The sequence below is a fragment of the Enterobacter sp. ENT02 genome (genome assembly GCF_019219165.1).
In the GTDB taxonomy this organism is placed as follows: Bacteria; Pseudomonadota; Gammaproteobacteria; order Enterobacterales; family Enterobacteriaceae; genus Enterobacter; species Enterobacter mori.
In genome coordinates this window covers 170,422-194,352 of record NZ_JAHUWD010000002.1, presented here as the reverse complement: position 1 = coordinate 194,352, position 23,931 = coordinate 170,422, and the positions used below count along the sequence as shown (strand labels likewise).

The window sequence follows — 23,931 nt, the reverse complement described above, 5'->3', positions numbered from 1 at the left end:
TTTTATTGAATCACATTTACGTTTTTCGACGACGATCAATTTATAGCAAAATTACCACTTTTCGGCCATTTTGATCCGGGACAATTTAGCGCCTTTTGATGAGATTTTCCAAGGATTAAACTTTGATTTAAATCAAAAACAACCATTGATGTTAACCATGTTTAATCATGGTGAGAATGGTAAAAACCATGTTAATGATATGTGCATGCAAAGATGAGATTGGTTATCGAAGACGGGAAAAAATATAAACAGAAGTGATTTTAATTAACGCGAAAGAAAACAAGATTTCAACGGGGGACAAACAATAAAGCGTAGTCGGGCCAGGTTATTTTTCCATTGCATTTACGCAACCCTCCGAAATTACATTTAATTTACTTTTGACACCCCATAAGTTAACACCGCAGTGTGACTATTTAATGAAAAAAGGCCGCCTTCTCTGCAGCCTTTTTGTCTCGCTGGTTCAGGCGAATAGAATACTAAAGGTTCGCGACTGCCCCGGCCTGAATCCCCCGACAATACCCTCTTCTTCACACCGATCCATTATCCGTTCGTTCATGTCCGTTTCGCGCCACCGTTTCACCGTTGGATTCATGGATAACGTCGTGTCACATACGCTGGACGCCGAAGGGTTGAACAGGCGGAGAATGAGCTCATCACGATCTTCAGCCTTTTTGAGCGCACTGAGCACGCATCCCGTTGGCGAAAGCGCTAACAGACTGTAACTTTCCGGCGTGATAAACGACGCGCGATTCAGTTTCATCGCATCCCAGGGAATTTTGTTATAGCACTGCACCGGTGTTAACCACGATTTAGCCTGCTGTGCGACGCCCGCGTTTTCTGGCGTACCGCTAAAGCTGAAGAGGCTAAAGCGACAGGTTAACGGCCCGCGAACCTGAGAGTCAGGAACAGGCATTTTGATCCCCGAAGGTCTGCCTGGACGCAACAGCAAATCTTCTTTCCCGAGCAGCCCCACGCCGCGCAACAAGGTTAAGGCGAATGCTTTTTTGTCATCGCCCACCACTTCAAACTCGCGCAGTCCCTCGGTGAAGAGCGCCAGCCCGTTGCGCTTTTCCTGCAGGACGGCATAGTTGAGTAAATTCCAGACGGGAACCGGCGCTTCTTTCCAGCCCTCCTCATGCCAGGTTGCCATCGCCGCGTCCTGCACCGGCCGAATGAGCGAGCCAAACTGCGTATCCGCTAACACGTCCTCTGTCATAAACGGCGTTGGGATCAGTACGCGAACGCGGTGGTCGTTAGCCTGGTTTTCCAGACGCACGGCCACATCGATACGCCTGCTGTTATGGCTAAGCGTGACGTCAAACTCTACATTGAGTGAGCCGTTTCGCTGGCGCGCCGCGCGTTCATCCAGATTTGCCGGAACGGCGATCCGATGGCGGATAGCCGCCCTGCTCTGCCAGCCTTCGTGCGTGACCTTAACCTCATGCTCGCCCTGCGCTGACGTGAGCCTCCACTCTTCCCGGGAAGGCGAGTAGTCGTACTCATCCCCATCGTCCGAACTCTCTTCGATTTCCAGTACGCGGTCATAAATAAGCCCGCTTTCTTTATCGCGCAAGCGCAGCGTACCGTCATCGTTTAAGTCAATTTGCCAGAAGGCATTTTCAAGTAAGGATTCGGCATTTTTCACCGCCGGGAGCACCTTTCCGGCCACGTTCGGCTCGATATACAGCGTACGGTAGCCCATCGATGGCAGTATCTGGCTGAGCTGAATATCAAACTCTATAAACGGGTCGTAATTGCCGTAATGGACAATCTGCCGGTCAATAAGGCCGGGGTCGAGTTCGCGCGCGCTGCGAATGAAATAGGGGATCTCGTTGCCTTTTTCATCCCGCAGTCTGAACTGGCTGGCCCGCAGCCGGATCGTGGTGTTCATCACCTCTTCACGCGGCCAGGGCATCAGGTTGAACATCACCAGCTTATCGGCGTCGCTTTGCGGCATGTTGTCGACAATCTTGCGCATATAGAAGCGCACCAGGTTGTCCGCCATGTCCTCAGCCAGCTCAAAGCGGGAGACAATCTCGCGGTGCACCTTATCGCTGCAGCAGCAGCCGATGCTGTCGTGAGCATGGTTTTTGAGGATCTCTTTCCACATCTTCTCCAGCAGGCCGTGGTGGTAGTCGAAGCCCAGCGTCCAGGCAAGCGCCGCCAGCGGCTCGAGGATATTGACGATTTTGTTCTCGATACGCGCATGGGCGATTTTAATGTCCATGCGCGTGGAGCCGATAGTGCGGTGTACACGCATGTATTTCCCGTCGATAAACTCTCCTTTCAGCGTCGCCAGTTCGTCGCGGTGCGCGTCGATATAATCAAACACCTCTTCAAACCGACTCATCACGAACTGACGCTGGGGATAGATTTCACGAAGCTTATCCATCACCGCGAAAATATTCTGCTGCAGCGGCATCTGGTCGTGACCGTTGGGCAGTAAAATCTCTTTGGTAACGGAGGCGTTTTCCAGTACCTCGAAATAGCTGTCGAGCCGTTTTCTCAGCCCTGCTTCGTCCTCCGGTAAGTACTTACCAATCGCGTAGCCCAGCGGCAGTACCTGCGCCGTCACTTCACTGCCGTCCTGGCTCTGCCAGAGAAACTCGGTTTTGTCGGTCCCGTGTCGTTCCGAGCAGCCGCGCCAGAACATCGTGCGGGTAATGCCAAACCCGTTATAAATATGCGGTAGCTGGCCGGACATACCAAACGAATCCGGTAGATAGCCGATCCTCATCGGCTCGCCGAACGCCATACAGTCGCGCATGCCGTACATAAGATTGCGGACAATCGACTCACCGCTGACAATTGTGGTATCGGTCTGGGTATACCAGGGGCCGATAATCAGCTTTCCGCGCTCCACAAGCGCTTTCACCCGCGAGCGGTTTTCAGGCACGACGGCAAAATAATCCTCCAGCACCGCCGTCTGTCCATCGAGGACATAATATTTATACTCGTCATCCTGCTCCAGACGGGTCAGGATCTCTTCCATATTATTGACCAGAAGAATACGCGACTCTTCGGTGGTGAAGTACCACTCACGGTCCCAGTGCATATGCGGCGTGATATGAACGCGAGATACAGCTTTCATCTTCGTTTCCTGTTTGTGCGTTGTTACGGTATGGCGTCTTCAGTGACGTAGTTGCCCTTTTTCACCGCCTGGCGTCGCCAGAGCAGCAGAATAAAGGTGGAGATTGCGGTACCCACCAGCGCCGCGCCAAACCAGCCCGCCGCCGCAACCACACCGCTCAACCCGGCATCGTGAAGTAAAAAGAGAGAGAAAATACCGGCCCCCGGCGTGGACAACCCGATCCCCATCGCGCCGACAATCGCGCCTGTTACCATGGAGCCGAGCACAAATGAACCAATGACGCGAAGCGGATCCTCAATCGCCATCGGAATCGCCCCTTCGGTGATGCCCGCGAGGCCAAGCAGCCAGGTGGATTTACCGGTTTCAATTTCAAACGGTTTAAACAGTTTCGGTGCCAGCAACGTTGACGCCGTGACGGTGAAGGCCGACACCATTTTGACGGAGGCAAAGATGGCATAGGGACCGTATACCCCGTTAGCCATCGCGCCCAGGCAGAACGCGTAAGAGGCTTTGTTGACCGGGCCACCCAAATCGAATGAGCACATAAACCCGAGGATCGCCCCCAGGAGCAGCGCATTCGCGCCGGACAAACCGTTAAGCCAGGCGGTGAGCGTAGTATTAAGCCAAGCCACCGGCTCACCGATCACAAACAGCATCAGGCTGCCCGCCCCCAGTACGCCAATAACCGGATAGAGATAAAAGGTTAAAAAACCGTTGAAGCGGCTACTCAGGCGAATGTGATTTTTCACCCAGCGCATCAGGTAACCCGCAATCAGCCCGCCGATGATAGCCCCCAGAAAACCGGAGCCGATCATATTGGCCGCAAGACCGGCCGCAAAGCCCGGCGTCAGCGCGGGTTTATCCGCCAGCGAGTAAGCGGTATAGGCTGCCAGAACAGGGACCATCAAAATGCCGAGCATGCCGCCGCCAAGCTTGCGGTACATCCACAGCCATGAGTTTTCCTGGTCGAACAGGTGCTGCAGGCCAAGGATTTGTGCCAGCAGTACCGACACGGCGAGCACCGTCCCGCCGGCGACGATCAGCGGCACCGCAAAGGAGATACCGCTAAGGAGCGCCTGCTTGAGCTCCGTCTTAACGCTCTTTTTTTCTGCCTGTCCGGGAAGTGCTTCAGACGAAGACGGTAATGCCAGCGCGCGCTCAATGAGCGCTTCAGCATGGCGCAGGGGTTCCGCGACGGGCACGGAAATGGCGGGGATCCCCTGAAAACGCTCTCTCTCTTTGATCGCCACTTCTGCGGCAAAGATACACGCTTTGGCCTCCTGCAACTGCTGCGCGGTGATGCGCCCCTCAATGCCATTCGCCCCCTGCTTTTCGACCACAACGTTGACGCCCAGCTTACGTCCCGCTTTTTCCAGGTACTCGGCTGCCATTTAGGTATGGGCAATCCCGGCTGGACAGGCGGTGACGCAGATGACGGTTGGTGCATTCAACAATGTGGCAACCTCGTCTTCCTGCGAGCCACCGTTCAGCGCATCAAGCAGATCCTCCGCCGTCGCTGCAGCCATAACGCGTTCCCGGAGTGCATCATCTGCCAGGCGAGACGTCAGCGCCGTCAGTACCTGGATATGCGTGGATCCGGCTTCAGCAGGCGGGATGGCAAGCAGGACGATCAGCTCAACGTTTTCAGGGCCGTCCACCCCCTCCCACTCCAGCGGTTCGCTCAGCGTAGCAACTGCAAAAGCCGCTTCGTTCACCGCGCTCGATTTACCATGCGGGACAGCCAGCCCTTCTCCCAGTGCGGTCGGCCCCTGAGATTCACGACGGTAGACCTCCGCCAGAAATGCATCACCATCGGTAATTTTGCCCAGCGCCACCAGTCGCATCGTAAGCTGGCGAATTGCCTCATCAGGGCTGGCATAGTGCGCCTGCACGCAGACAGCGCTGGAGTGGGTCAGAGTCGTCAGGTTCATAAGATCCTCACACGTAACTTGTTATTGTCTGGCGGCAATTGTGGCAGGCAATGCAATACATTTATGTGATCACTTTCACTAACAATGCAAATTTGTATTTAAATTGTATTATTTACAAATTTTACGCTGAAGGCATAATTCCGTGAAAAGGTATTAGAAAGGCAGATTCTATGGGTAACAAACCGATGTACCGGCAGATAGCCGATGCGCTTCGCGAGAAAATCAATACGGGTGAGTTAAAACCTGGCGATGCGTTACCGACGGAATCCAGCCTTCAGGAGGCGTTCAACGTGAGCCGTGTAACGGTGAGACAGGCGCTGAAACTGCTTACGGAAGAGCAGATCGTCGAGAGCATTCAGGGCAGCGGCACCTACGTAAAAGAAGAGCGCGTTAACTACGACATTTACCAGCTCACCGGCTTTTACGAAAAGCTGGCGGACCGAAACGTCGATACGCACAGCGACGTCAGCGTCTTCGAAGTGGTGAAAGCCGATGAGAGGCTCGCAGCAAGGCTGGCGATCAACCCGGACGATAAAGTCTGGCACGTCAAACGCGTCCGCTTTATCAAACACAAACCGGTGAATCTGGAAGAAACGTGGATGCCGCTGGCGATGTTCCCCGACCTCACCTGGGAAGTGATGGAGAATTCGAAATACCACTACGTTGAGCAGATCAAAAAGCTGGTTATCGATCGCAGCGAGCAGGAACTGGTGCCGATCATGCCGTCAGAAGAGGCGATTGTCGCGCTGTCGCTCGATCCGGCGAAACCGATCCTGGAAAAAGTCTCGCGCGGGTTTCTGAAGGACGGACGGGTATTTGAATACAGCCGCAACGTGTTCAATACCGACGATTACAAGTTCACGCTTGTCGCCAAACGCAGGCAATAAAAAAGGCCGCTTTACAGCGGCCAACCATGTCGAAACGGACATTTTTTTATTTCAACGCGCCCCATTCAGGGCGCAGAGAGGATTTACTTAATGATGGATTTCAGTGCTTCGCCGATATCCGCCAGGCTGCGAACGGTCTTCACGCCTGCGGCTTCCAGCGCTGCGAATTTCTCATCAGCCGTACCTTTACCACCGGCGATGATTGCGCCTGCGTGACCCATACGCTTGCCTTTCGGAGCGGTCACACCCGCGATGTAACCCACAACAGGCTTGGTCACGTGCTCTTTGATGTACGCAGCCGCTTCTTCTTCAGCGCTACCGCCGATCTCACCGATCATCACGATCGCTTCGGTCTGCGGATCTTCCTGGAACAGCTTCAGGATGTCGATGAAGTTAGAACCCGGGATTGGGTCACCGCCGATGCCCACACAGGTGGACTGGCCGAAGCCGTAATCGGTAGTCTGCTTAACCGCTTCATAGGTCAGCGTACCGGAACGGGAAACGATGCCCACTTTGCCCGGCTTATGAATGTGACCCGGCATGATGCCGATTTTGCATTCGCCCGGGGTGATCACGCCTGGGCAGTTCGGGCCGATCATGCGCACGCCCGCTTCATCCAGCTTCACCTTCACGGTCAGCATATCCAGCGTCGGGATACCTTCGGTGATGGTGATGATCAGTTTGATGCCTGCGTCGATCGCTTCCAGAATGGAGTCTTTGCAGAACGGCGCTGGAACGTAGATCACGGTCGCGGTTGCGCCCGTCGCTTCTACCGCTTCACGCACGGTGTTGAACACCGGCAGGCCCAGGTGCGTGGTGCCGCCTTTGCCTGGCGTTACGCCGCCAACCATCTGCGTACCGTAGGCAATCGCCTGTTCGGAGTGGAATGTCCCCTGGCTACCGGTGAAGCCCTGGCAGATAACCTTGGTATCTTTATTAATTAAAACTGACATTATTTCCCCTCCACTGCGGCAACAACCTGCTGAGCTGCATCCGTCAGACTTTTCGCTGCAATAATATTCAGGCCGCTGTCAGCCAGTTTTTTCGCGCCGAGTTCAGCGTTGTTACCTTCCAGACGCACAACAACCGGTACGTTAACACCCACTTCTTCTACCGCACCGATGATGCCGTCGGCAATCAGGTCGCAACGTACGATACCGCCGAAGATGTTCACCAGAACAGCTTTCACGTTGTCGTCAGAGAGGATGATTTTGAACGCTTCGGTTACGCGCTCTTTGGTTGCGCCACCGCCTACGTCGAGGAAGTTTGCTGGCTCACCGCCGTGCAGCTTAACGATGTCCATGGTGCCCATTGCCAGGCCCGCACCGTTAACCATGCAGCCGATGTTGCCATCCAGCGCGACGTAGTTCAGCTCCCACTGTGCAGCCTGTGCTTCACGCGGGTCTTCCTGAGACTGGTCGCGCATTTCACGCAGATCGGACTGGCGGAACAGCGCGTTGCCGTCAGCGCCCAGCTTGCCATCGAGGCAGATCAGGTCGCCCTGGGTGGTGATCACCAGCGGGTTGATCTCGATCAGCGCCAGATCGCGCTCCAGGAAGATGTTCGCCAGACCCATGAAGATTTTGGTGAACTGCTGAACCAGCTTGCCTTCCAGGCCCAGTTTGAACGCCAGCTCGCGACCCTGGTAAGGCATTGGGCCCGCCAGCGGATCGATAGCCACTTTGTGGATCAGGTGCGGGGTTTCTTCCGCCACTTTTTCGATTTCCACGCCGCCTTCGGTAGACGCCATGAACACTACGCGACGGGAGCTACGGTCAACAACCGCGCCCAGGTACAGCTCTTTCGCGATGTCGGTCGCCGCTTCAACCAGGATCTGGTTAACCGGCTGGCCGTTTGCATCTGTCTGGTACGTCACCAGACGTTTGCCGAGCCAATGTTCAGCAAACGCACGAATTTCTTCTTTGCTCTTAACAACCTTCACACCGCCCGCTTTACCACGGCCACCAGCGTGAACCTGACATTTAACTACCCACGGGCCGGCACCGATTTTAGATGCGGCTTCTTCTGCTTCACGCGGGGTAGTACAGGCATAACCCACCGGAGCCGGTAAGCCATACCGGGCAAACAGCTGTTTGGCCTGATATTCATGTAAGTTCATGTGTTCTATCCATCCTTCAGGGTAATCGTTATCTTCAAACCTGTAGACCGGCGCGGTGTGTGTGCCGGAAGGCGCTACGCTTATCCGGCCTACAGGGCAGGTGACGCTAAAACGTGACTAGACGTCCAGCAGCAGACGCGTTGGATCTTCCAGCAGCTCTTTAATCGCTACCAGGAAGCCCACGGACTCGCGGCCGTCGATCAGGCGGTGATCGTAAGAGAGCGCCAGGTACATCATCGGCAGGATCTCAACTTTACCGTCTACCGCCATAGGGCGATCTTTAATGGCATGCATACCCAGGATCGCGCTCTGCGGCGGGTTAATGATCGGGGTAGACATCAGCGAACCAAATACGCCGCCGTTGGTAATGGTGAAGTTACCGCCGGTCAGATCGTCTACGGTCAGCTTGCCGTCGCGGCCTTTCACAGCCAGCTCTTTGATGTTTTTCTCGATATCAGCCATGCCCAGGGTATCTACGTCACGCAGAACCGGGGTCACCAGGCCACGCGGGGTAGAAACCGCCATGCTGACGTCGAAGTAGTTGTGGTAAACCACGTCATCGCCGTCGATAGAGGCGTTCACTTCCGGGTAGCGTTTCAGCGCTTCAACCACCGCCTTCACGTAGAAGGACATAAAGCCCAGACGGATACCGTGACGTTTTTCAAACGCGTCGCCGTACTGCTTACGCAGGTCCATGATTGGCTTCATGTTTACTTCGTTGAAGGTAGTCAGCATCGCGGTGGAGTTTTTTGCTTCCAGCAGACGCTCGGCCACACGCTTACGCAGGCGAGTCATCGGCACGCGTTTTTCGCTGCGTGCGCCCAGAGCAGGCTGCGCTGCCGGTGCTGCCGCAGGGGCTTTGGCTTCTGCTTTCGCAGGCGCTTTCGCCAGGTGCTTTTCGATATCTTCGCGCGTCAGACGTCCACCCACACCGGTGCCTTTAATGGCTGCCGCGTCCAGGTTGTGCTCAGCCAGCAGACGACGGATCGCCGGGCTCAGTGCGTCGTTGGTTTGCTCTTCCAGAGACGCCTGCTGGCGCTGCGCTGGGGTAGAGGCTTTCTCATCAGACTTGGCGCTGGACTCTTTGCCCGCGCTGTTGCCTTCACGCAGGCGACCCAGGATCTGACGAGAGGTGACGGTGGTACCTTCATCTTCCAGCACCGCGTCCAGAACGCCATCCGCCGAAGCCGGTACTTCCAGTACCACTTTGTCAGTTTCGATTTCTACCAGCACTTCATCGCGCTTAACGGCATCGCCCGGTTTTTTGTGCCAGGTGGCGACGGTCGCATCTGCTACGGATTCAGGCAGGTCGGGAACAAGAATATCTACGCTACTCATTATGTATCCTTTAATTAATCGACGTTCAGCGCGTCATTGACCAGATCTTGTTGCTGCTTCTGGTGAACGGACATATACCCTACCGCCGGAGAGGCGGAGGCCGGGCGACCTGCATAACGCAGAGCAGACCCAAATGGAATCACTTCACGGAAATGATGCTGGCTGCAGTACCATGCGCCCTGGTTGAGCGGCTCTTCCTGGCACCAGACAAAATCATGTACGTGAGCGTACTGTTTCAGCACATCCTGCATCGCCTGATGCGGGAACGGATAAAGCTGCTCGATACGCACGATGGCGACATCTTTCTGATCGTTCTTGCGGCGCTGTTCCAGCAGGTCGTAATAAACCTTACCAGAACACATCACGACACGCTTCACGCCCTTCGGATCCAGTTCGTCAATCTCGCCGATGGCTGGCAGGAAGGTGCCGTTGGCCAGTTCATCCAGGCTTGAAACAGCCAGCGGATGACGCAGCAGAGATTTTGGTGACATCACCACCAGCGGACGGCGCATACCGCGCAGCGCCTGACGACGCAGCATGTGGTACACCTGAGCCGGGGTAGACGGCACGCAAACCTGCATGTTCTGCTCGGCACAGAGCTGCAGATAACGTTCCAGACGCGCGGAAGAGTGCTCCGGACCCTGTCCTTCATAACCGTGCGGCAGCAGCATCACCAGACCACACATGCGGCCCCACTTCTGCTCGCCGGAGGAGATGAACTGGTCGATAACCACCTGCGCACCGTTGGCGAAGTCACCGAACTGCGCTTCCCAGATGGTCAGGGTGCGGGGTTCTGCGGTGGCGTAGCCGTATTCGAAGGCCAGTACCGCTTCTTCAGACAGCACGGAGTCCCAGACCTTGAACTGGCCCTGACCGTTGTGCACGTGCTGCAGCGGGGTGTAAGTTGAACCGTTGGACTGGTTGTGAACAACAGCGTGACGGTGGAAGAAGGTACCACGGCCCGCATCTTCACCGGACAGACGAACAGGAATACCTTCGTCAACCAGGGTCGCATAGGCCAGGGTTTCTGCACCGCCCCAGTCGAACAGCTTCTCGCCTGCCGCCATGGCCTGACGGTCACCGTAGATTTTCGCTACGCGAGACTGCATTTCGATAGCGTCCGGTACGGTGCTGATGCGTTTAGCCAGCTCCTGCAGGCGCTTCATCTCGACCTTGTTCGGGTAGCTCTCATCCCACTCGTGGTTGAGGTACGGCGACCAGGTAAAGGAGTGCATGTTCATTGGGCGCAGCTCTTTCACTACGCATTCACCCGCATCCAGCGCGTCGCGGTAAAGATTGACCAGCTCGGTCGCATCTTCCAGCGTCGCCACTTTGTCCGCTTCCAGCTTGTCAGCATAGATTTTGCGCGGGGTCGGGTGTTTTTTGATTTTCTGATACATCAACGGCTGGGTTGCACTTGGCTCGTCAGCTTCGTTGTGGCCGTGACGGCGGTAGCAGAACAGGTCGATCAGCACGTCGCGTTTAAAGGTGTTACGGAAGTCGAGCGCCAGACGGGTGACGAAAGCGACCGCTTCCGGGTCATCCGCATTCACGTGGAAGATTGGCGCCTGCACCATCTTACCGATGTCGGTGCAGTATGGGGTAGAACGCGCGTCCAGCGGGTTAGAGGTTGTGAAGCCCACCTGGTTGTTGATCACAATGCGAACGGTACCGCCCACTTCGTAACCACGCGCTTTCGACATGTTCAGGGTTTCCTGAACCACGCCCTGACCGGTAATCGCCGCATCACCGTGAATGGTGATTGGCAGAACTTTGTTGCTGCTCGGCTCGTCCAGACGATCCAGACGCGCACGCACGGAACCGATCACCACCGGGCTAACGATCTCAAGGTGCGACGGGTTAAACGCCAGCGCCAGGTGTACCAGACCGCCTTCGGTTTCGATATCAGACGAGAAGCCCATGTGGTACTTCACGTCGCCGGTGCCGAGGTGTTCTTTGTGTTTGCCCGCGAATTCGTCGAACAGGTCCTGCGGCTTTTTACCCAGCACGTTGACCAGCACGTTCAGACGACCGCGGTGCGCCATGCCCAGTACCACTTCACGGGTACCGCTGTTGCCCGCGTGGCGAATCAGCTCTTTCAGCATTGGCACTAACGCGTCACCACCTTCCAGCGAGAAGCGTTTTGCACCCGGGAATTTCGCGCCCAGATAGCGCTCAAGGCCTTCTGCTGCAGTCAGTTCGCTGAGGAAACGTTTTTTCTCGTCAGCGGAGAATGTCGCGTGGCCCGCCACGGATTCGATACGCTGCTGGATCCAGCGTTTCTCTTCTGTAGAGGTGATGTGCATGTATTCCGCGCCGATGGAGCCGCAGTAGGTTTGCTTGAGCGCGTTAATCAGTTCGCCCAGCTTCATCGTGTCTTTGCCGATGGCAAAGGAACCTACGTTAAAGCTTTCCTGGAAATCGGCCTCGGTCAGATCGTGATACGCCGGATCGAGATCGGCCACACGTTCCTGCTGCCACAGTCCCAGCGGATCGAGATTCGCATGCTGGTGACCGCGGAAGCGATAAGCGTTGATGAGCTGCAGGACTTTAACCTGCTTCGCATTGGTGTCAGGGTCGGAAATCGCAGAAGAGTAACGTGAGGCATCCTTCGCCAGACGGCGGAAATAATCACGTGTTTTGGAGTGGAATTGATCCGGTTTGACTCCCGTGCCAGGCAACTCCTGGAACATGGAACGCCAGTTTGCGTCCACTGAGTCAGGATCGGTTAAGAAGTCTTCATAGAGCTGTTCAATCCAGCTCTGGTTCGCACCAGAAAGGAAAGAAGAGTCCAGCCAGGCTTTCATTGCGCCGTTCTGCATCGTGATCCCTTAAGCATTTTTATGCTTACTTTCGCCGTAGAAACTACCACGCACACCACGTGTACGTGCCGGGGTTCACCTGCGAGCTCTTTTCATTTGGCCCGCGAAGGAACCTTTAGAAACTGTCTAAACTTCAGGGCAGTTTTTAAAGGTTTCTGCAATCTGTTCCCTCTCCCTGTGGGAGAGGGTTAGGGTGAGGGGAACAGCGCTCCCCTCTCACTACTTACGCACTGCGCTGCAGCAGCATCGACTTAATATGGCCGATGGCGCGCGTCGGGTTTAGCCCCTTAGGACACACACTGACGCAGTTCATGATGCTATGGCAGCGGAATACGCTGAAAGCGTCACTCAGTCCTTCCAGACGGTTATCGGTTTCGGTGTCGCGGCTATCGATCAGGAAGCGATAGGCAGCCAGCAGACCGGCCGGGCCGATAAACTTGTCCGGGTTCCACCAGAACGACGGGCAGGACGTAGAACAACATGCGCAGAGAATACACTCGTACAGCCCATCGAGTTTTTCACGCTGCTCAGGAGACTGCAGGTGCTCACGAGCGGGTGGATTTTGCCCATTATTCAATAAGTAAGGCTTAATCTTCTCATATTGTGCATAGAATTGCCCCATGTCTACCACCAAATCACGCACGACCGGCAGGCCTGGCAGAGGACGGATAACAATTTTCTGACCAGGACGCTGCAACGCTGAAATTGGCGTGATGCAGGCCAGACCATTTTTGCCGTTCATGTTCACACCGTCAGAGCCACAGACCCCTTCACGGCAGGAGCGGCGGAACGACAGCGTTGGATCTTTTTCTTTCAGCTGCATTAAGGCATCCAGCAGCATCATGTCGCGACCTTCTTCCGCTTCCAGGGTGTAATCCTGCATACGCGGAGCGTCGTCTACATCCGGGTTATAACGATAAACTGAGAATTCGAGTTTCATTATCCTGTCTCCGCATTAGTAAGTACGAATCTTCGGCGGGAACGCCGGACGCAGTTTCGGTTCCATGTTGACGCTACGACGCGTCATGGATTCCGACTCTGGCAGATACAGGGAATGGCACAGCCAGTTTTCGTCATCACGATCCGGGAAGTCGAAGCGGCTATGCGCGCCACGGCTTTCGGTACGGAAGTTTGCCGACACCGCAGTGGCGTAAGCGGTTTCCATCAGGTTATCCAGCTCCAGGCACTCTACGCGCTGGGTGTTGAACTCGCTTGAGGTATCGTCCAGACGGGCATTTTTCAGACGCTCGCGGATCGCTTTCAGCTGTTCAAGGCCTTTGGCCATCGCGTCACCTTCGCGGAATACCGAGAAGTTATGCTGCATGCATTCCTGCAGCGCTTTACGGATTTCCACCGGATCTTCGCCGTTACGGTTACCGTTCCAGCGGTTGAGGCGCGCAAGAGAGGCATCAATTTCGTCATCGGTTGCATCACGCAGTGCGCCCTGCTCGGCAATGGATTCCTGCAGATGCAGACCCACTGCACGACCAAACACCACCAGGTCCAGCAGGGAGTTGCCGCCCAGACGGTTTGCGCCGTGTACGGATACGCAGGCAATTTCGCCTACCGCGAACAGGCCAGGAATAACCACGTCTTCGCCCTGCTCGTTCACGGTCAGCGCCTGACCGGTCACTTTGGTCGGAATACCGCCCATCATGTAGTGGCAGGTTGGGATAACCGGAATCGGTTCTTTCACCGGGTCGACATGTGCGAAGGTGCGGGACAGTTCCAGGATACCCGGCAGACGGGATTCCAGCACCTCTTTACCCAGATGGTCGAGTTTCAGCTTCGCGTGTGGACCCCATGGGCCGTCACAGCCGCGGCCTTCACGGATTTCGATCATGATGGAACGCGCCACCACATCACGACCCGCCAGGTCCTTCGCATTCGGAGCATAACGCTCCATGAAGCGCTCGCCGTGCTTGTTCAGCAGATAACCGCCTTCACCGCGGCAGCCTTCTGTTACCAGAACACCTGCACCGGCGATACCGGTTGGGTGGAACTGCCACATTTCCATATCCTGCACCGGCACGCCCGCGCGGATAGCCATACCGACACCGTCACCGGTGTTGATGTGGGCGTTGGTGGTGGACTGATAAATACGGCCTGCGCCGCCGGTCGCCAGCACGGTAGCGCGGGCTTTGAAGTAAACCACTTCACCGGTTTCGATGCACAGTGCGGTACAACCGACGATTGCGCCATCGGCGTTTTTCACCAGATCCAGCGCATACCACTCGGAGAAGATAGTGGTGTGGTTTTTGAGGTTTTGCTGATAGAGCGTGTGCAGCAGTGCGTGACCGGTACGGTCAGCCGCTGCCGCAGTACGTGCCGCCTGCTCGCCGCCGAAATCTTTCGACTGGCCGCCAAACGGACGTTGATAGATGGTGCCATTTTCCAGACGGGAGAACGGCAGACCCATATGGTCCAGCTCCAGAATCGCTTCCGGGCCGGTTTTACACATATATTCGATGGCGTCCTGGTCACCGATGTAATCGGAACCTTTTACCGTGTCGTACATGTGCCATTCCCAGTTATCTTCATGGGTATTACCCAGCGCAACGGTGATACCGCCCTGAGCAGACACGGTGTGCGAACGGGTTGGGAACACTTTAGAGAGCAGCGCACAGGTTTGGCCGCTCTGGGAAATTTGCAGTGCGGCACGCATACCTGCGCCACCCGCACCAATCACTACAGCATCAAATTCTCTGACTGGCAGTTTCATTACACACCCCACACCACAACGAATCCATAAATAACGTAAACCACCAGGGCAACAACAATAACCAGCTGCAGAGGAAGGCGAATCGCCAGTGGTTTAACGTAATCGGTCAACACCTGCCACATGCCGATCCAGGCATGAATAAGGATGGAGAACAGCGCCAGCAGGGTGAACACTTTGGTGAAGGCAGATCCGAAGAACCCGCTCCAGATTTCCCACGTCAGCGTGCCGCTGGTCGCGAAGAAACCGATCATATAGATGATGTAAAGGGTGAGAACGATGGCGGTAGCACGGACCAGGATGAAGTCATGTACGCCGTTGCGTCCTAATGCGGAGGCGTTGCTTACCATACGAGAACTCCTGCGAGAAGTGAAAGCACGACAGTGATCACAAATGAAATGTTAGCGGAGCGTTTCCCGGCTTCGAATGTCTCTTCCAGGTAGCCGAAGTCCATCAGCATATGGCGAACACCCACCACAACGTGGTACGCCAGCGCGGTCAGAATGCCCCACATGATGAATTTCACGAAGAAGCTGTTCATGATGGCAGAGGCCTGGAGGAATCCTTCAGGAGAAGAGAGGCTGGTGCCCAGCAACCACAGCAGAATACCGACCGCCACAAACGTAATCACACCGGATACACGGTGCAGAATGGACGCTATTGCTGTTACAGGGAACCGGATCGTTTTGAGATCCAGATTGACAGGTCTTTGTTTTTTCACATTTCTTATCATGAATAACGCCCACATGCTGTTCTTATTGTTTCCTTCCTCCGGACTGCGATGCGGGTCAAGCAGCGTTCCTTTTCTATAACTGCGCGTCATGCAAAACATTGCTTCCAAATGCTAAAACGACACGTTACAACGCTGGGTGGCTCGGGATTGCAGGGTGTTCCGGAGACCTGGCGGCAGTATAGGCCGTTCACAAAATCATTACAATTAACCTACATACAGTTTGTCGGGTTTTCTCTGGAACAGTGATCAGGGTCACGATAACAACATCTTTTTAATTTTTAATCATCTGATTTGACAAATGTTAAACAATATTGTTACAAACGTCAGCAGAAAAGGCATATAATGCGCAAAAGTTATGAGGTCTCACTTTCACCTGACAAATAGTTATGTAACAGTGTGATGGTATTGACCGAAGTTATCAGGACAGTTATTAGTGATATACAGGTTTGAATAATTCGGACTGCAAAAACGCTGATTTGCTGTTGTTTCACTGATATTTCATTCGTTTACCTGCAAGGCGCCATAGCTCTGTACCCTGGTTTGTCCTCGTGAGCTGAGCGGTAAGCCAAATAACAATCTGGTAACGGTGATTAACAGCTGAAAGCAAATCCGGTAAAGCGCAGTCTTAAGCATAAGGCGCTAAGGAGACCGTAAATGGCTGATACAAAGGCAAAGCTCACCCTGGGTGGTGACACTGCTATTGAACTGGATGTGCTAAAAGGCACGCTCGGTCAGGATGTTATTGATATCCGTACGCTGGGTTCCAAAGGAGTTTTCACCTTTGACCCTGGATTTACCTCTACCGCATCTTGCGAATCCAAAATCACCTACATTGACGGTGACGAAGGTATCCTGCTCCATCGCGGCTTCCCCATCGATCAGTTAGCCACCGAATCCAACTATCTGGAAGTGTGCTACATCCTGCTGAACGGCGAAAAACCAACGCAGGCGCAGTACGATGAATTCAAAACCACCGTGACCCGTCACACTATGATCCATGAGCAGATTACCCGTCTGTTCCATGCGTTCCGTCGTGACTCTCACCCGATGGCGGTGATGTGTGGGATTACCGGTGCGCTGGCGGCGTTCTACCACGACTCCCTTGACGTGAATAACCCGCGTCACCGCGATATCGCGGCGTTCCGTCTGCTGTCCAAAATGCCTACCATGGCGGCGATGTGCTACAAATACTCCATCGGCCAACCGTTTGTGTATCCACGTAACGACCTCTCCTACGCGGGTAACTTCCTGCGCATGATGTTCTCCACGCCGTGCGAAGAGTACGAAGTGAACCCGGTACTGGAACGCGCGATGGATCGTATTCTGATCCTGCACGCTGACCACGAACAAAACGCTTCGACCTCCACCGTCCGTACCGCAGGCTCTTCAGGCGCGAACCCGTTCGCCTGTATCGCTGCGGGCATCGCCTCCCTGTGGGGACCGGCGCACGGCGGCGCGAACGAAGCGGCACTTAAGATGCTGGAAGAGATCAGCACCGTTGAGCACATTCCTGAGTTCGTGCGTCGCGCGAAAGACAAGAATGACTCCTTCCGCCTGATGGGCTTCGGTCACCGTGTTTACAAAAACTACGACCCACGCGCGACCGTCATGCGTGAGACCTGCCATGAAGTGCTGAAAGAGCTGGGTACCAAAGATGACCTGCTGGAAGTGGCGATGGAGCTGGAACACATCGCGCTGAACGACCCGTACTTCATCGAGAAGAAACTCTACCCGAACGTCGATTTCTACTCTGGCATTATCCTGAAAGCGATGGGCATTCCGTCTTCCATGTTCACCGTGATCTTCGCCATGGCCCGTACCGTAGGCTGGATTGCGCACTGGAACGAAATGCACAGCGAAGGCATGAAAATCGCCCGTCCTCGTCAGCTGTATACCGGCTACGAGCAGCGTGATTTTAAGTCTGATATTAAGCGCTAAAAGACGTTGGGTGCGGCCTGATGCCCTCACCCCGGCCCTCTCCCACAGGGAGAGGGTGAAAACACTAAAAACGGTAACCTAAGGGTTACCGTTTTACTTTTACATCTGGCACCCGGGACACCAGTAAAACGGTCGTGAAGAGAGCGTGGTTCTCTCAATAATGCCACCACACCTTTCGCATTTCTTTCCCGCCCGATGAAACACCTTGAACCGGAACAGCGCCCCGTGATGCGTGTTCTCATCCACCACGCCGCGCGTGTTGTACGACAGCCGCGGAATATCCAGCAGCGCGTGGGATAACGCCTCCAGCTGTTCATCATTCAGCTGAGACGCTTTATGCTGCGCCGCCAGCCCCACTTCCCACAGAATTTCCACCCGCAGATAGTTACCTAACCCTGCCAGGAACGCCTGATCGAGCAATAACCCGGAAAATTGCCGGTTGCGGAATTTGGGGGATAACAAGCGGGCTTTAACATCGTTTGCCGTCAGGCGCATGTCCAGCACGTCCGGCCCAACCCGCTGCAGAAACGGGTGAGTGAGCAGTTGCTCCGGCGTTAACATTTCGATATCCGACGCGCTGTAAAGCAGGATTGCTTTATCCGCCGTTTGCAGCCTGACGCGCAGTACGCGGGTGGTTTGCGGCTGCTCGTCCGCCTCCACCACTCGCCAGACGCCGTACAGCTGGTTATGGCTATATAACGTCAGGTTATGGGAAAAGTGCGTAAGTAAGGCCTTGCCGCGCGTTTCAATATGGGTCACCGTCTGCCCCACCAGCTGTGATTCAAACGGTTTTAGCTGAGGAAAAGCAAACCACACATTCGTCAACGGTTTGCCCTTTATCGCCGCCTCCAGGCTATCCGCCGCGCGGCGGATCTCCGGACCTTCTGGCATGTTATTGTCCTTTCATGATTATTCTGCGCTGACCAGAATGCCCTCTTCAGAGAACGCCGCCCGCAAGCGGCGCGCGAACTGAAGCGCATGCTCGCCGTCGCCGTGTAAACACACCGTATCGGCCTGAACGTTTGCCAGTGTTCCGTCCACGGCGGTCACCCGCCCGGCACACACCATCTCCAGCGTCTGCGCCAGCGCTTTACCTTCATCGGTTATCAGCGCGCCAGCCTGCGTGCGAGGGACCAGACTGCCATCGGGCTGATAACCGCGGTCGGCAAAGACTTCCTGACGCGTAGTCAGCCCCAGCCGCTTCCCGGCGCGAATCAGTTCGCTACCGGCCAGACCTACAAGGATAAGCTGCGGATTACTGTCCCGCACCGCGCGGGCAATAGCGTCCGCCAGCGCCGGGGCTTTCGCCGCCTGGTTGTAGAGCATGCCGTGCGGCTTCACGTGGCGCATAACACCGTTCTCAGCGCGCACCATCGCCTCCAGCGCACCAATCTGGTAGAGCACCTGAGCGTAGACCGTCTCCGGCGGCAGATCCATCGCCGTGCGGCCAAAGTTCTCCCGGTCAGGGAAGCTGGGGTGAGCGCCAATCGCGACGCCGTTTTTGATGGCATTACGCACGCTCTCCAGCATGGTTTGCGCATCGCCCGCGTGAAAGCCACAGGCGATATTGACCGAGGAGACCAGCATCATCAGTTGAGCATCTGCGCTTCCGCCCTCGCCCAGATCGGCATTTAAATCAATCTTTACCATCAAGCCTCCACGCCAGCTGTTCGAGATAACGCTGCTGATCCTGCCGCGCCTTAAGCGCCTCCTCCAGTGAACACTGCACGAAGTGAATCGGCTGCCCGAGAGGAATTTGCGCCAGATGGTAGCGATCCGCTTCAATGATGCAGGCAATTCGCGGGTATCCACCCGTGGTTTGCGCATCGTTCATTAACACGATGGGCTGACCGTTGCCCGGCACCTGAATGACCCCCGGCAATAACCCGTGGGAGAGCAGTTCCCGGACCGTCGTGCGGGTCAGCGGCTGCCCCTGCAGGCGGTAGCCCATACGGTTACTCTGCGGGCTGAGCTTCCACGGCGAGCGCCAGAAGGACTCTTTGGAAGCCTCGTCAAACTCATGATATTCCGGCCCCGGTAAGGCGCGGATCTGGTTTCCCCACAGCAACTGCTTTACGCCCTGCGTGGTCGAGAAATGGCGCGCGGAGGGCTTGATTGCCAGCCGGTCGCCGTCGCGCAGCAGACGCCCTTCATGCCCGCCGATGCCCGCCTTCTGATCGGTACTGGATGAGCCCAGCACCTCCGGCACGTCAATGCCGCCAGCCACCGCGAGATAGCTACGCACACCGTGTAGCGGACGCTTGAGCGTCAGACGCTGTCCGGCTTTCGCCCGCAGCCGCCAGCCGGTCCACACCGCTTTACCATCCAGCGTGGCCTCACAGCCTGCGCCGGTTAAGGCAAACCAGGTCTCCTGACCAAACTCAATCACACACTGGCCGAGCGTAATTTCGAGCGCGGCCGTACTGCCGGGGTTGCCCACCAGCACGTTAGCAATCTCCAGCGCAGGCCTGTCCAGCGCACCACAATAGCTCACGCCGGACTGACGCAGGCCAAATCGGCCTGCATCCTGCACAGAGGTGTAAAGCCCTGCGCGAATAAGCGTTAACATACCCCCTCCTTTTGCGGGATAAAGCGAAGGGTATCGCCGGGACGCAGGAGTATTGGCGTCTCCCGTCCGGGTTCAAATAACGGCGTAGCCGTGTGCCCAATAAGCTGCCAGCCGCCGGGCGATGCCAGCGGATAAACGCCAGTTTGCTCGCCGCCGATAGCCACCGTCCCCGCCGGTACGCTCAGACGCGGTTCGGCACGACGCGGCGTATGCAGTTGGGGAGGCAATCCGCCCAGATACGGGAAGCCGGGCTGAAACCCCAGGAACCAGACCACGTAGTTAACCGAACTGTGCAACTCAACCACCTGCTTTTCTGTTAAGCCGCAGTGTGCTGCCACAACGCCAAGATCCGGCCCCCCCGTGCCGCCATAGACGACCGGGATCTCAATGGCACGTGATTCTGGCTCCAGCGCTTCGCTCTCTTCCCACCAGCGCTGCAGGCGTTCGATGGCATCCAGGGCTTTCGTGTGCGGGTTGCGCAGCACGACGGTGATATTGTTCATGCCCGGAATGGTTTCAACCACTTCAGGTATATCGGCCAGACGCTGCGTCAGCCGCCAGATACGCTTTTGCGTGGCAAGCGTGACCGGGGGTTCAAGCTCCAGTACGACGGCGGTTTCACCCAAAAGATAACAACGCGCTCTCTGCACTCGGGCACCTCTCATCAGGCCGGATTGGGAATATCAATAAAGGTCACATCCAGATCGGTATTTTCCGTCAGCCACTCGCTGAGGGCGCGAATGCCGCCTCGTTCCGTTGCATGGTGACCTGCCGCGTAAAAATGGAGCCCTTGCTCGCGGGCGGAGTGAACCGTCTGCTCAGACACTTCCCCCGTGATAAAGGCATCAACGCCGAAACGCGCGGCGCTATCGATAAAGCCCTGCCCGCCCCCGGTGCACCAGGCCACACGCTTCACGGTATCGGGTCCCGTGTCGCCACACCACAGCGGACGACGTCCGAGGCGCGCTTCGATCCACGACGCCAGCTCGAGACCCGGAACCGGCATCGCCAGTTCGCCCCACGGCACCAGCGGTTCGATTTCCCCCATCACGGTAATACCCAGCAATTGCGCTAACTGCACGTTGTTACCCAGTTCCGGGTGCGCATCCAGCGGCAGGTGATAACCGTACAGGTTGATGTCATTTGCCAGCAATGTTTTCAGGCGGTTGCGCTTCATGCCGCGAATAATAGGGGATTCGTTCTTCCAGAAATAACCGTGGTGAACGATAACCGCATCGGCTTCCTGACGCACGGCTTCATCCAGCAGCGCCTGGCTTGCCGTCACGCCGGTGATAATTTTCTGCACCGTTTCACGCCCTTCCACCTGCAGGCCGTTCGGGCCGTAGTCGCTGAAGGAGGTGCTGTTCAGTTTTTCGTTAATCAGGCTTTCCAGTTCGCTGTTTTTCATCATCACTCTCTCATACTTTGCGCGCGGCTTCGTACGCCGCCAGCGTGGCGACGCGTGCCTGTTTGTGGTCGACAACCGGACGGGGATAATCGAGCTTTACGCCCTGTTTATCCGCCCATGCCCATGGGTCGTGGATCGCTTTCGCGGGGACAACGTTAAGTTCAGGTACCCACTGGCGGATAAACTCGCCGTCCGCATCAAATTTTTGTCCCTGTGTCGTCGGATTAAAAATCCGAAAATAGGGAGCCGCATCGGTGCCGGTGGAGGCCGCCCACTGCCAGCCACCGTTATTCGCTGCGAGATCGCCATCGATCAGCTGAGAAATAAAATAGCGCTCTCCGATACGCCAGTCGATAAGCAGATCTTTCACCAGAAAGCTGGCGGTAATCATCCGCAGGCGGTTGTGCATCCATCCGGTTTCATTGAGCTGACGCATGGCGGCATCGACAATGGGGAAACCCGTCTGTCCGGATTGCCAGGCTCTGAGCTGCTTATCATTCGACTGCCACCTTACATTATCAGTCCATTGAATGAATGGGCGATGTTTACATAAATCAGGGTGATACGTCATCAGGTGGCGATAGAACTCGCGCCAGATAAGTTCATTGAGCCAGACAGCCCCTGCGCCTCCGTCCAGCGCCTGCGGCTGTTCTGCCAGCAGCCGATGCAAACACTGGCGGGGAGAGATCGCACCCAGCGCGAGACAGGCCGACAGACGGCTGGTGCCTTCAACGGCGGGGAAATCCCGACGCGCTTCGTAATCAGCCGCATTCTGTTTACAGAACTGCCGGAGTTGGGCAATAGCCGCTTTCTCATCGGCGGGAAACAGCGTTTCATCAAACGCCTGCTGAGGGTAATCAAACGTCAGCTCTGGCAAATCCGTCACGGGCTCGCCCCGCGCGGCAGGCGCGGCAACGCACTCCGGCAGCGCCTCCTTCAGGCGTTTGATAAAGGCGTTTTTAAACGGCGTAAAAACTTTATACATCTCGTGGTTGCCGGTCATCACGCTGCCCGGTGCCAGCATCACGCTGTCGTCAAACCCTTCACAGACGACCCCTTCCAGCACGTTCTCCAGCTGACGATCCCGCTGCTGCTCGTTGAATTCATACTGGTAGTTATAAAAAAGATACCTGACGTCGTGCTGCTCACAGATCTCCTGCAGCGTCTGGAGCTGCGCGGCAAAATCACTCACCTCTTTATAGAGAAGCGGTATGCCTTTTCCGGCAAGCGAGTGCTGCAGATCGTTCAGATACGCCCGGAGCAAGGCCGCCTGTCGGGGGGCCATATCGTGCTGCCGCCACTGCTCGGGCGTAGCCATAAACAGTGCCAGTACGTTAGCGTCTTTGGCGCGGCAGGCTGCCGCAAGGGCGATATTGTCATGTACGCGCAGGTCCGCGCGAAACCAAACCAGATGGGTGGGCATAAAACTCCAGGCAATTGTCCATTATGTCCGTAAGGGCATGCCGTAAAAGGAAAAAGCATGCATTGAACTACTTTGCCATGAAGTGTAGACGGGATGAAATAAAAAAGGCCGCCCGAGGCGGCCTTAACGCTACTTGTCCTGCGCTATCGTGGTAAATGCAATAAACGCGGTCGGTTCATCACTTTTCACAACGAGTACGCTGGCGACAATGAACGCAATGCAAAAATAGCGTTTCATTATGCGGTCCCTGCAGCTAACCGCTCCACCGTTCACCACCGGTGATAAGTCGGTGGACACAAGCTCTGACGAGAGCCTGACTTACGGTTGTGGTAACACCTCTCCCGGGACCGGCGCCCATGTGCGAGATGGCGGAAAGGGACGCTGCATAGTAGTTGGCACAGGGACAAAACGTAATCCACTGAAAAGGTTTTTAAGATTATATTTAGGGCGTTGCAGTTTGATTACTTAAGGACCCGAGATATTCTTGTAAGCCTCTGACGAGGGTTTGAAAACCACCCAACGGACCGCGAATCCCGAGGGACAAAAAAACCGCCACATTGATGTAGGCGGTTTTTTTATTGCTGTGTGTAGACTTCGTATCAGTAGAAATCGCAGGTCGCTTTCTCGGCCTGATCCATCCACACCGGCTTCTCGCTGGTTTTCGCCCAGACGCGGTGCAGATAGCTATAAAAACGTGCACGATCTTTCCAGAACAGCATTACCGGCAGTGCCAGCACGCCAGCCACTACGGCGAAAGTGCGACGCATGAAAATGATATGAGCCGGAAACTCTTTATAAAGATCCATATTTTTCTCCCCTATAGTTGGCCGGAAACGTCATCCGGAAAATTCAAAATCTGTGACCTGGCTAAAATAATATCGCTTTGTTTGTAATTTTACTACTCATCCGACCACTTATTTTTATCCATTTAGTGAATATTTACATTCACGCCG

General features: G+C 55.6%; 18 protein-coding genes and 1 pseudogene. 2 read left to right on the top strand and 17 right to left on the bottom strand.

Features of this window, described 5'->3' with window-relative positions; translation table 11 throughout:
- Positions 1-460: 460 nt before the first annotated feature.
- Positions 461-3,091, bottom strand: coding sequence for a mannosylglycerate hydrolase (gene mngB / locus KW829_RS06835; RefSeq protein ID WP_218307888.1), 2,631 nt, complete (start codon positions 3,089-3,091; stop codon positions 461-463).
- Positions 3,092-3,114: 23 nt separating this feature from the next.
- Positions 3,115-5,022: pseudogene (mngA, locus tag KW829_RS06830) on the bottom strand (PTS 2-O-a-mannosyl-D-glycerate transporter subunit IIABC).
- A 170-nt stretch (positions 5,023-5,192) separates the two neighbouring features.
- On the opposite strand from mngA, the gene KW829_RS06825 reads away from it, so the two are divergent.
- A complete protein-coding gene (locus KW829_RS06825) occupies positions 5,193-5,909 on the top strand; it encodes a GntR family transcriptional regulator (RefSeq protein ID WP_218307887.1) in 717 nt (238 codons plus the stop codon).
- 83 nt (positions 5,910-5,992) lie between these two features.
- Here the strand turns inward: KW829_RS06825 and sucD are convergent, their stop codons facing one another.
- The 8 genes from sucD to sdhC all read right to left on the bottom strand — a co-directional run bounded on the left by sucD (position 5,993) and on the right by sdhC (position 15,655).
- On the bottom strand, positions 5,993-6,862 hold the full coding sequence (gene sucD / locus KW829_RS06820) for a succinate--CoA ligase subunit alpha (RefSeq protein ID WP_008501094.1): 870 nt from the start codon (positions 6,860-6,862) through the stop codon (positions 5,993-5,995).
- A complete protein-coding gene (gene sucC, locus KW829_RS06815; protein WP_047347067.1) occupies positions 6,862-8,028 on the bottom strand; it encodes an ADP-forming succinate--CoA ligase subunit beta in 1,167 nt (388 codons plus the stop codon). The genes sucD and sucC overlap by 1 nt, the downstream gene beginning before the upstream one ends.
- Before the next feature lie 117 nt (positions 8,029-8,145).
- Positions 8,146-9,366, bottom strand: coding sequence for a 2-oxoglutarate dehydrogenase complex dihydrolipoyllysine-residue succinyltransferase (odhB, locus tag KW829_RS06810; RefSeq protein ID WP_089598913.1), 1,221 nt, complete (start codon positions 9,364-9,366; stop codon positions 8,146-8,148).
- Between the two features lie 14 nt (positions 9,367-9,380).
- Positions 9,381-12,188, bottom strand: a complete 2,808-nt coding sequence (sucA, locus tag KW829_RS06805) for a 2-oxoglutarate dehydrogenase E1 component (RefSeq protein WP_089598912.1) — start codon at positions 12,186-12,188, stop codon at positions 9,381-9,383.
- Positions 12,189-12,411: 223 nt separating this feature from the next.
- A complete protein-coding gene (gene sdhB / locus KW829_RS06800) occupies positions 12,412-13,128 on the bottom strand; it encodes a succinate dehydrogenase iron-sulfur subunit SdhB (protein ID WP_010428707.1) in 717 nt (238 codons plus the stop codon).
- A 15-nt stretch (positions 13,129-13,143) separates the two neighbouring features.
- A complete protein-coding gene (sdhA, locus tag KW829_RS06795; protein ID WP_089598911.1) occupies positions 13,144-14,910 on the bottom strand; it encodes a succinate dehydrogenase flavoprotein subunit in 1,767 nt (588 codons plus the stop codon).
- A complete protein-coding gene (sdhD, locus tag KW829_RS06790; protein ID WP_010428702.1) occupies positions 14,910-15,257 on the bottom strand; it encodes a succinate dehydrogenase membrane anchor subunit in 348 nt (115 codons plus the stop codon). The genes sdhA and sdhD overlap by 1 nt, the downstream gene beginning before the upstream one ends.
- Positions 15,251-15,655: a succinate dehydrogenase cytochrome b556 subunit gene (gene sdhC / locus KW829_RS06785; RefSeq protein ID WP_020684965.1), complete on the bottom strand. Its 405-nt coding sequence runs from the start codon at positions 15,653-15,655 to the stop codon at positions 15,251-15,253. The genes sdhD and sdhC overlap by 7 nt, the downstream gene beginning before the upstream one ends.
- 639 nt (positions 15,656-16,294) lie before the next feature.
- On the opposite strand from sdhC, the gene KW829_RS06780 reads away from it, so the two are divergent.
- Positions 16,295-17,578 (top strand): citrate synthase, encoded by a 1,284-nt coding sequence (locus KW829_RS06780; RefSeq protein ID WP_010428698.1) that lies wholly within the window; start codon positions 16,295-16,297, stop codon positions 17,576-17,578.
- A gap of 99 nt (positions 17,579-17,677) precedes the next feature.
- On the opposite strand, the gene nei is transcribed toward KW829_RS06780, so the two are convergent.
- From nei to KW829_RS06745, 7 genes are all read right to left on the bottom strand, one after another.
- Positions 17,678-18,469: an endonuclease VIII gene (gene nei, locus KW829_RS06775; protein WP_010428696.1), complete on the bottom strand. Its 792-nt coding sequence runs from the start codon at positions 18,467-18,469 to the stop codon at positions 17,678-17,680.
- A gap of 18 nt (positions 18,470-18,487) precedes the next feature.
- The gene (gene pxpA, locus KW829_RS06770; protein ID WP_010428694.1) at positions 18,488-19,228 is read right to left on the bottom strand and encodes a 5-oxoprolinase subunit PxpA; all 741 of its coding nucleotides are present in this window, start codon (positions 19,226-19,228) and stop codon (positions 18,488-18,490) included.
- Entirely contained in the window at positions 19,215-20,147 is a 933-nt protein-coding gene (gene pxpC, locus KW829_RS06765; protein ID WP_218307886.1) for a 5-oxoprolinase subunit PxpC, read from the bottom strand. Before pxpC ends, pxpA begins: the two co-directional genes overlap by 14 nt.
- A complete protein-coding gene (gene pxpB / locus KW829_RS06760; RefSeq protein ID WP_010428688.1) occupies positions 20,141-20,797 on the bottom strand; it encodes a 5-oxoprolinase subunit PxpB in 657 nt (218 codons plus the stop codon). The genes pxpC and pxpB overlap by 7 nt, the downstream gene beginning before the upstream one ends.
- Before the next feature lie 14 nt (positions 20,798-20,811).
- Positions 20,812-21,555 (bottom strand): type 2 GTP cyclohydrolase I, encoded by a 744-nt coding sequence (locus KW829_RS06755; protein WP_010428682.1) that lies wholly within the window; start codon positions 21,553-21,555, stop codon positions 20,812-20,814.
- 10 nt (positions 21,556-21,565) lie between these two features.
- Entirely contained in the window at positions 21,566-22,978 is a 1,413-nt protein-coding gene (phrB, locus tag KW829_RS06750) for a deoxyribodipyrimidine photo-lyase (RefSeq protein ID WP_218307885.1), read from the bottom strand.
- Between the two features lie 599 nt (positions 22,979-23,577).
- Positions 23,578-23,784: a YbfA family protein gene (locus KW829_RS06745; protein ID WP_003858637.1), complete on the bottom strand. Its 207-nt coding sequence runs from the start codon at positions 23,782-23,784 to the stop codon at positions 23,578-23,580.
- Positions 23,785-23,931: the final 147 nt, after the last annotated feature.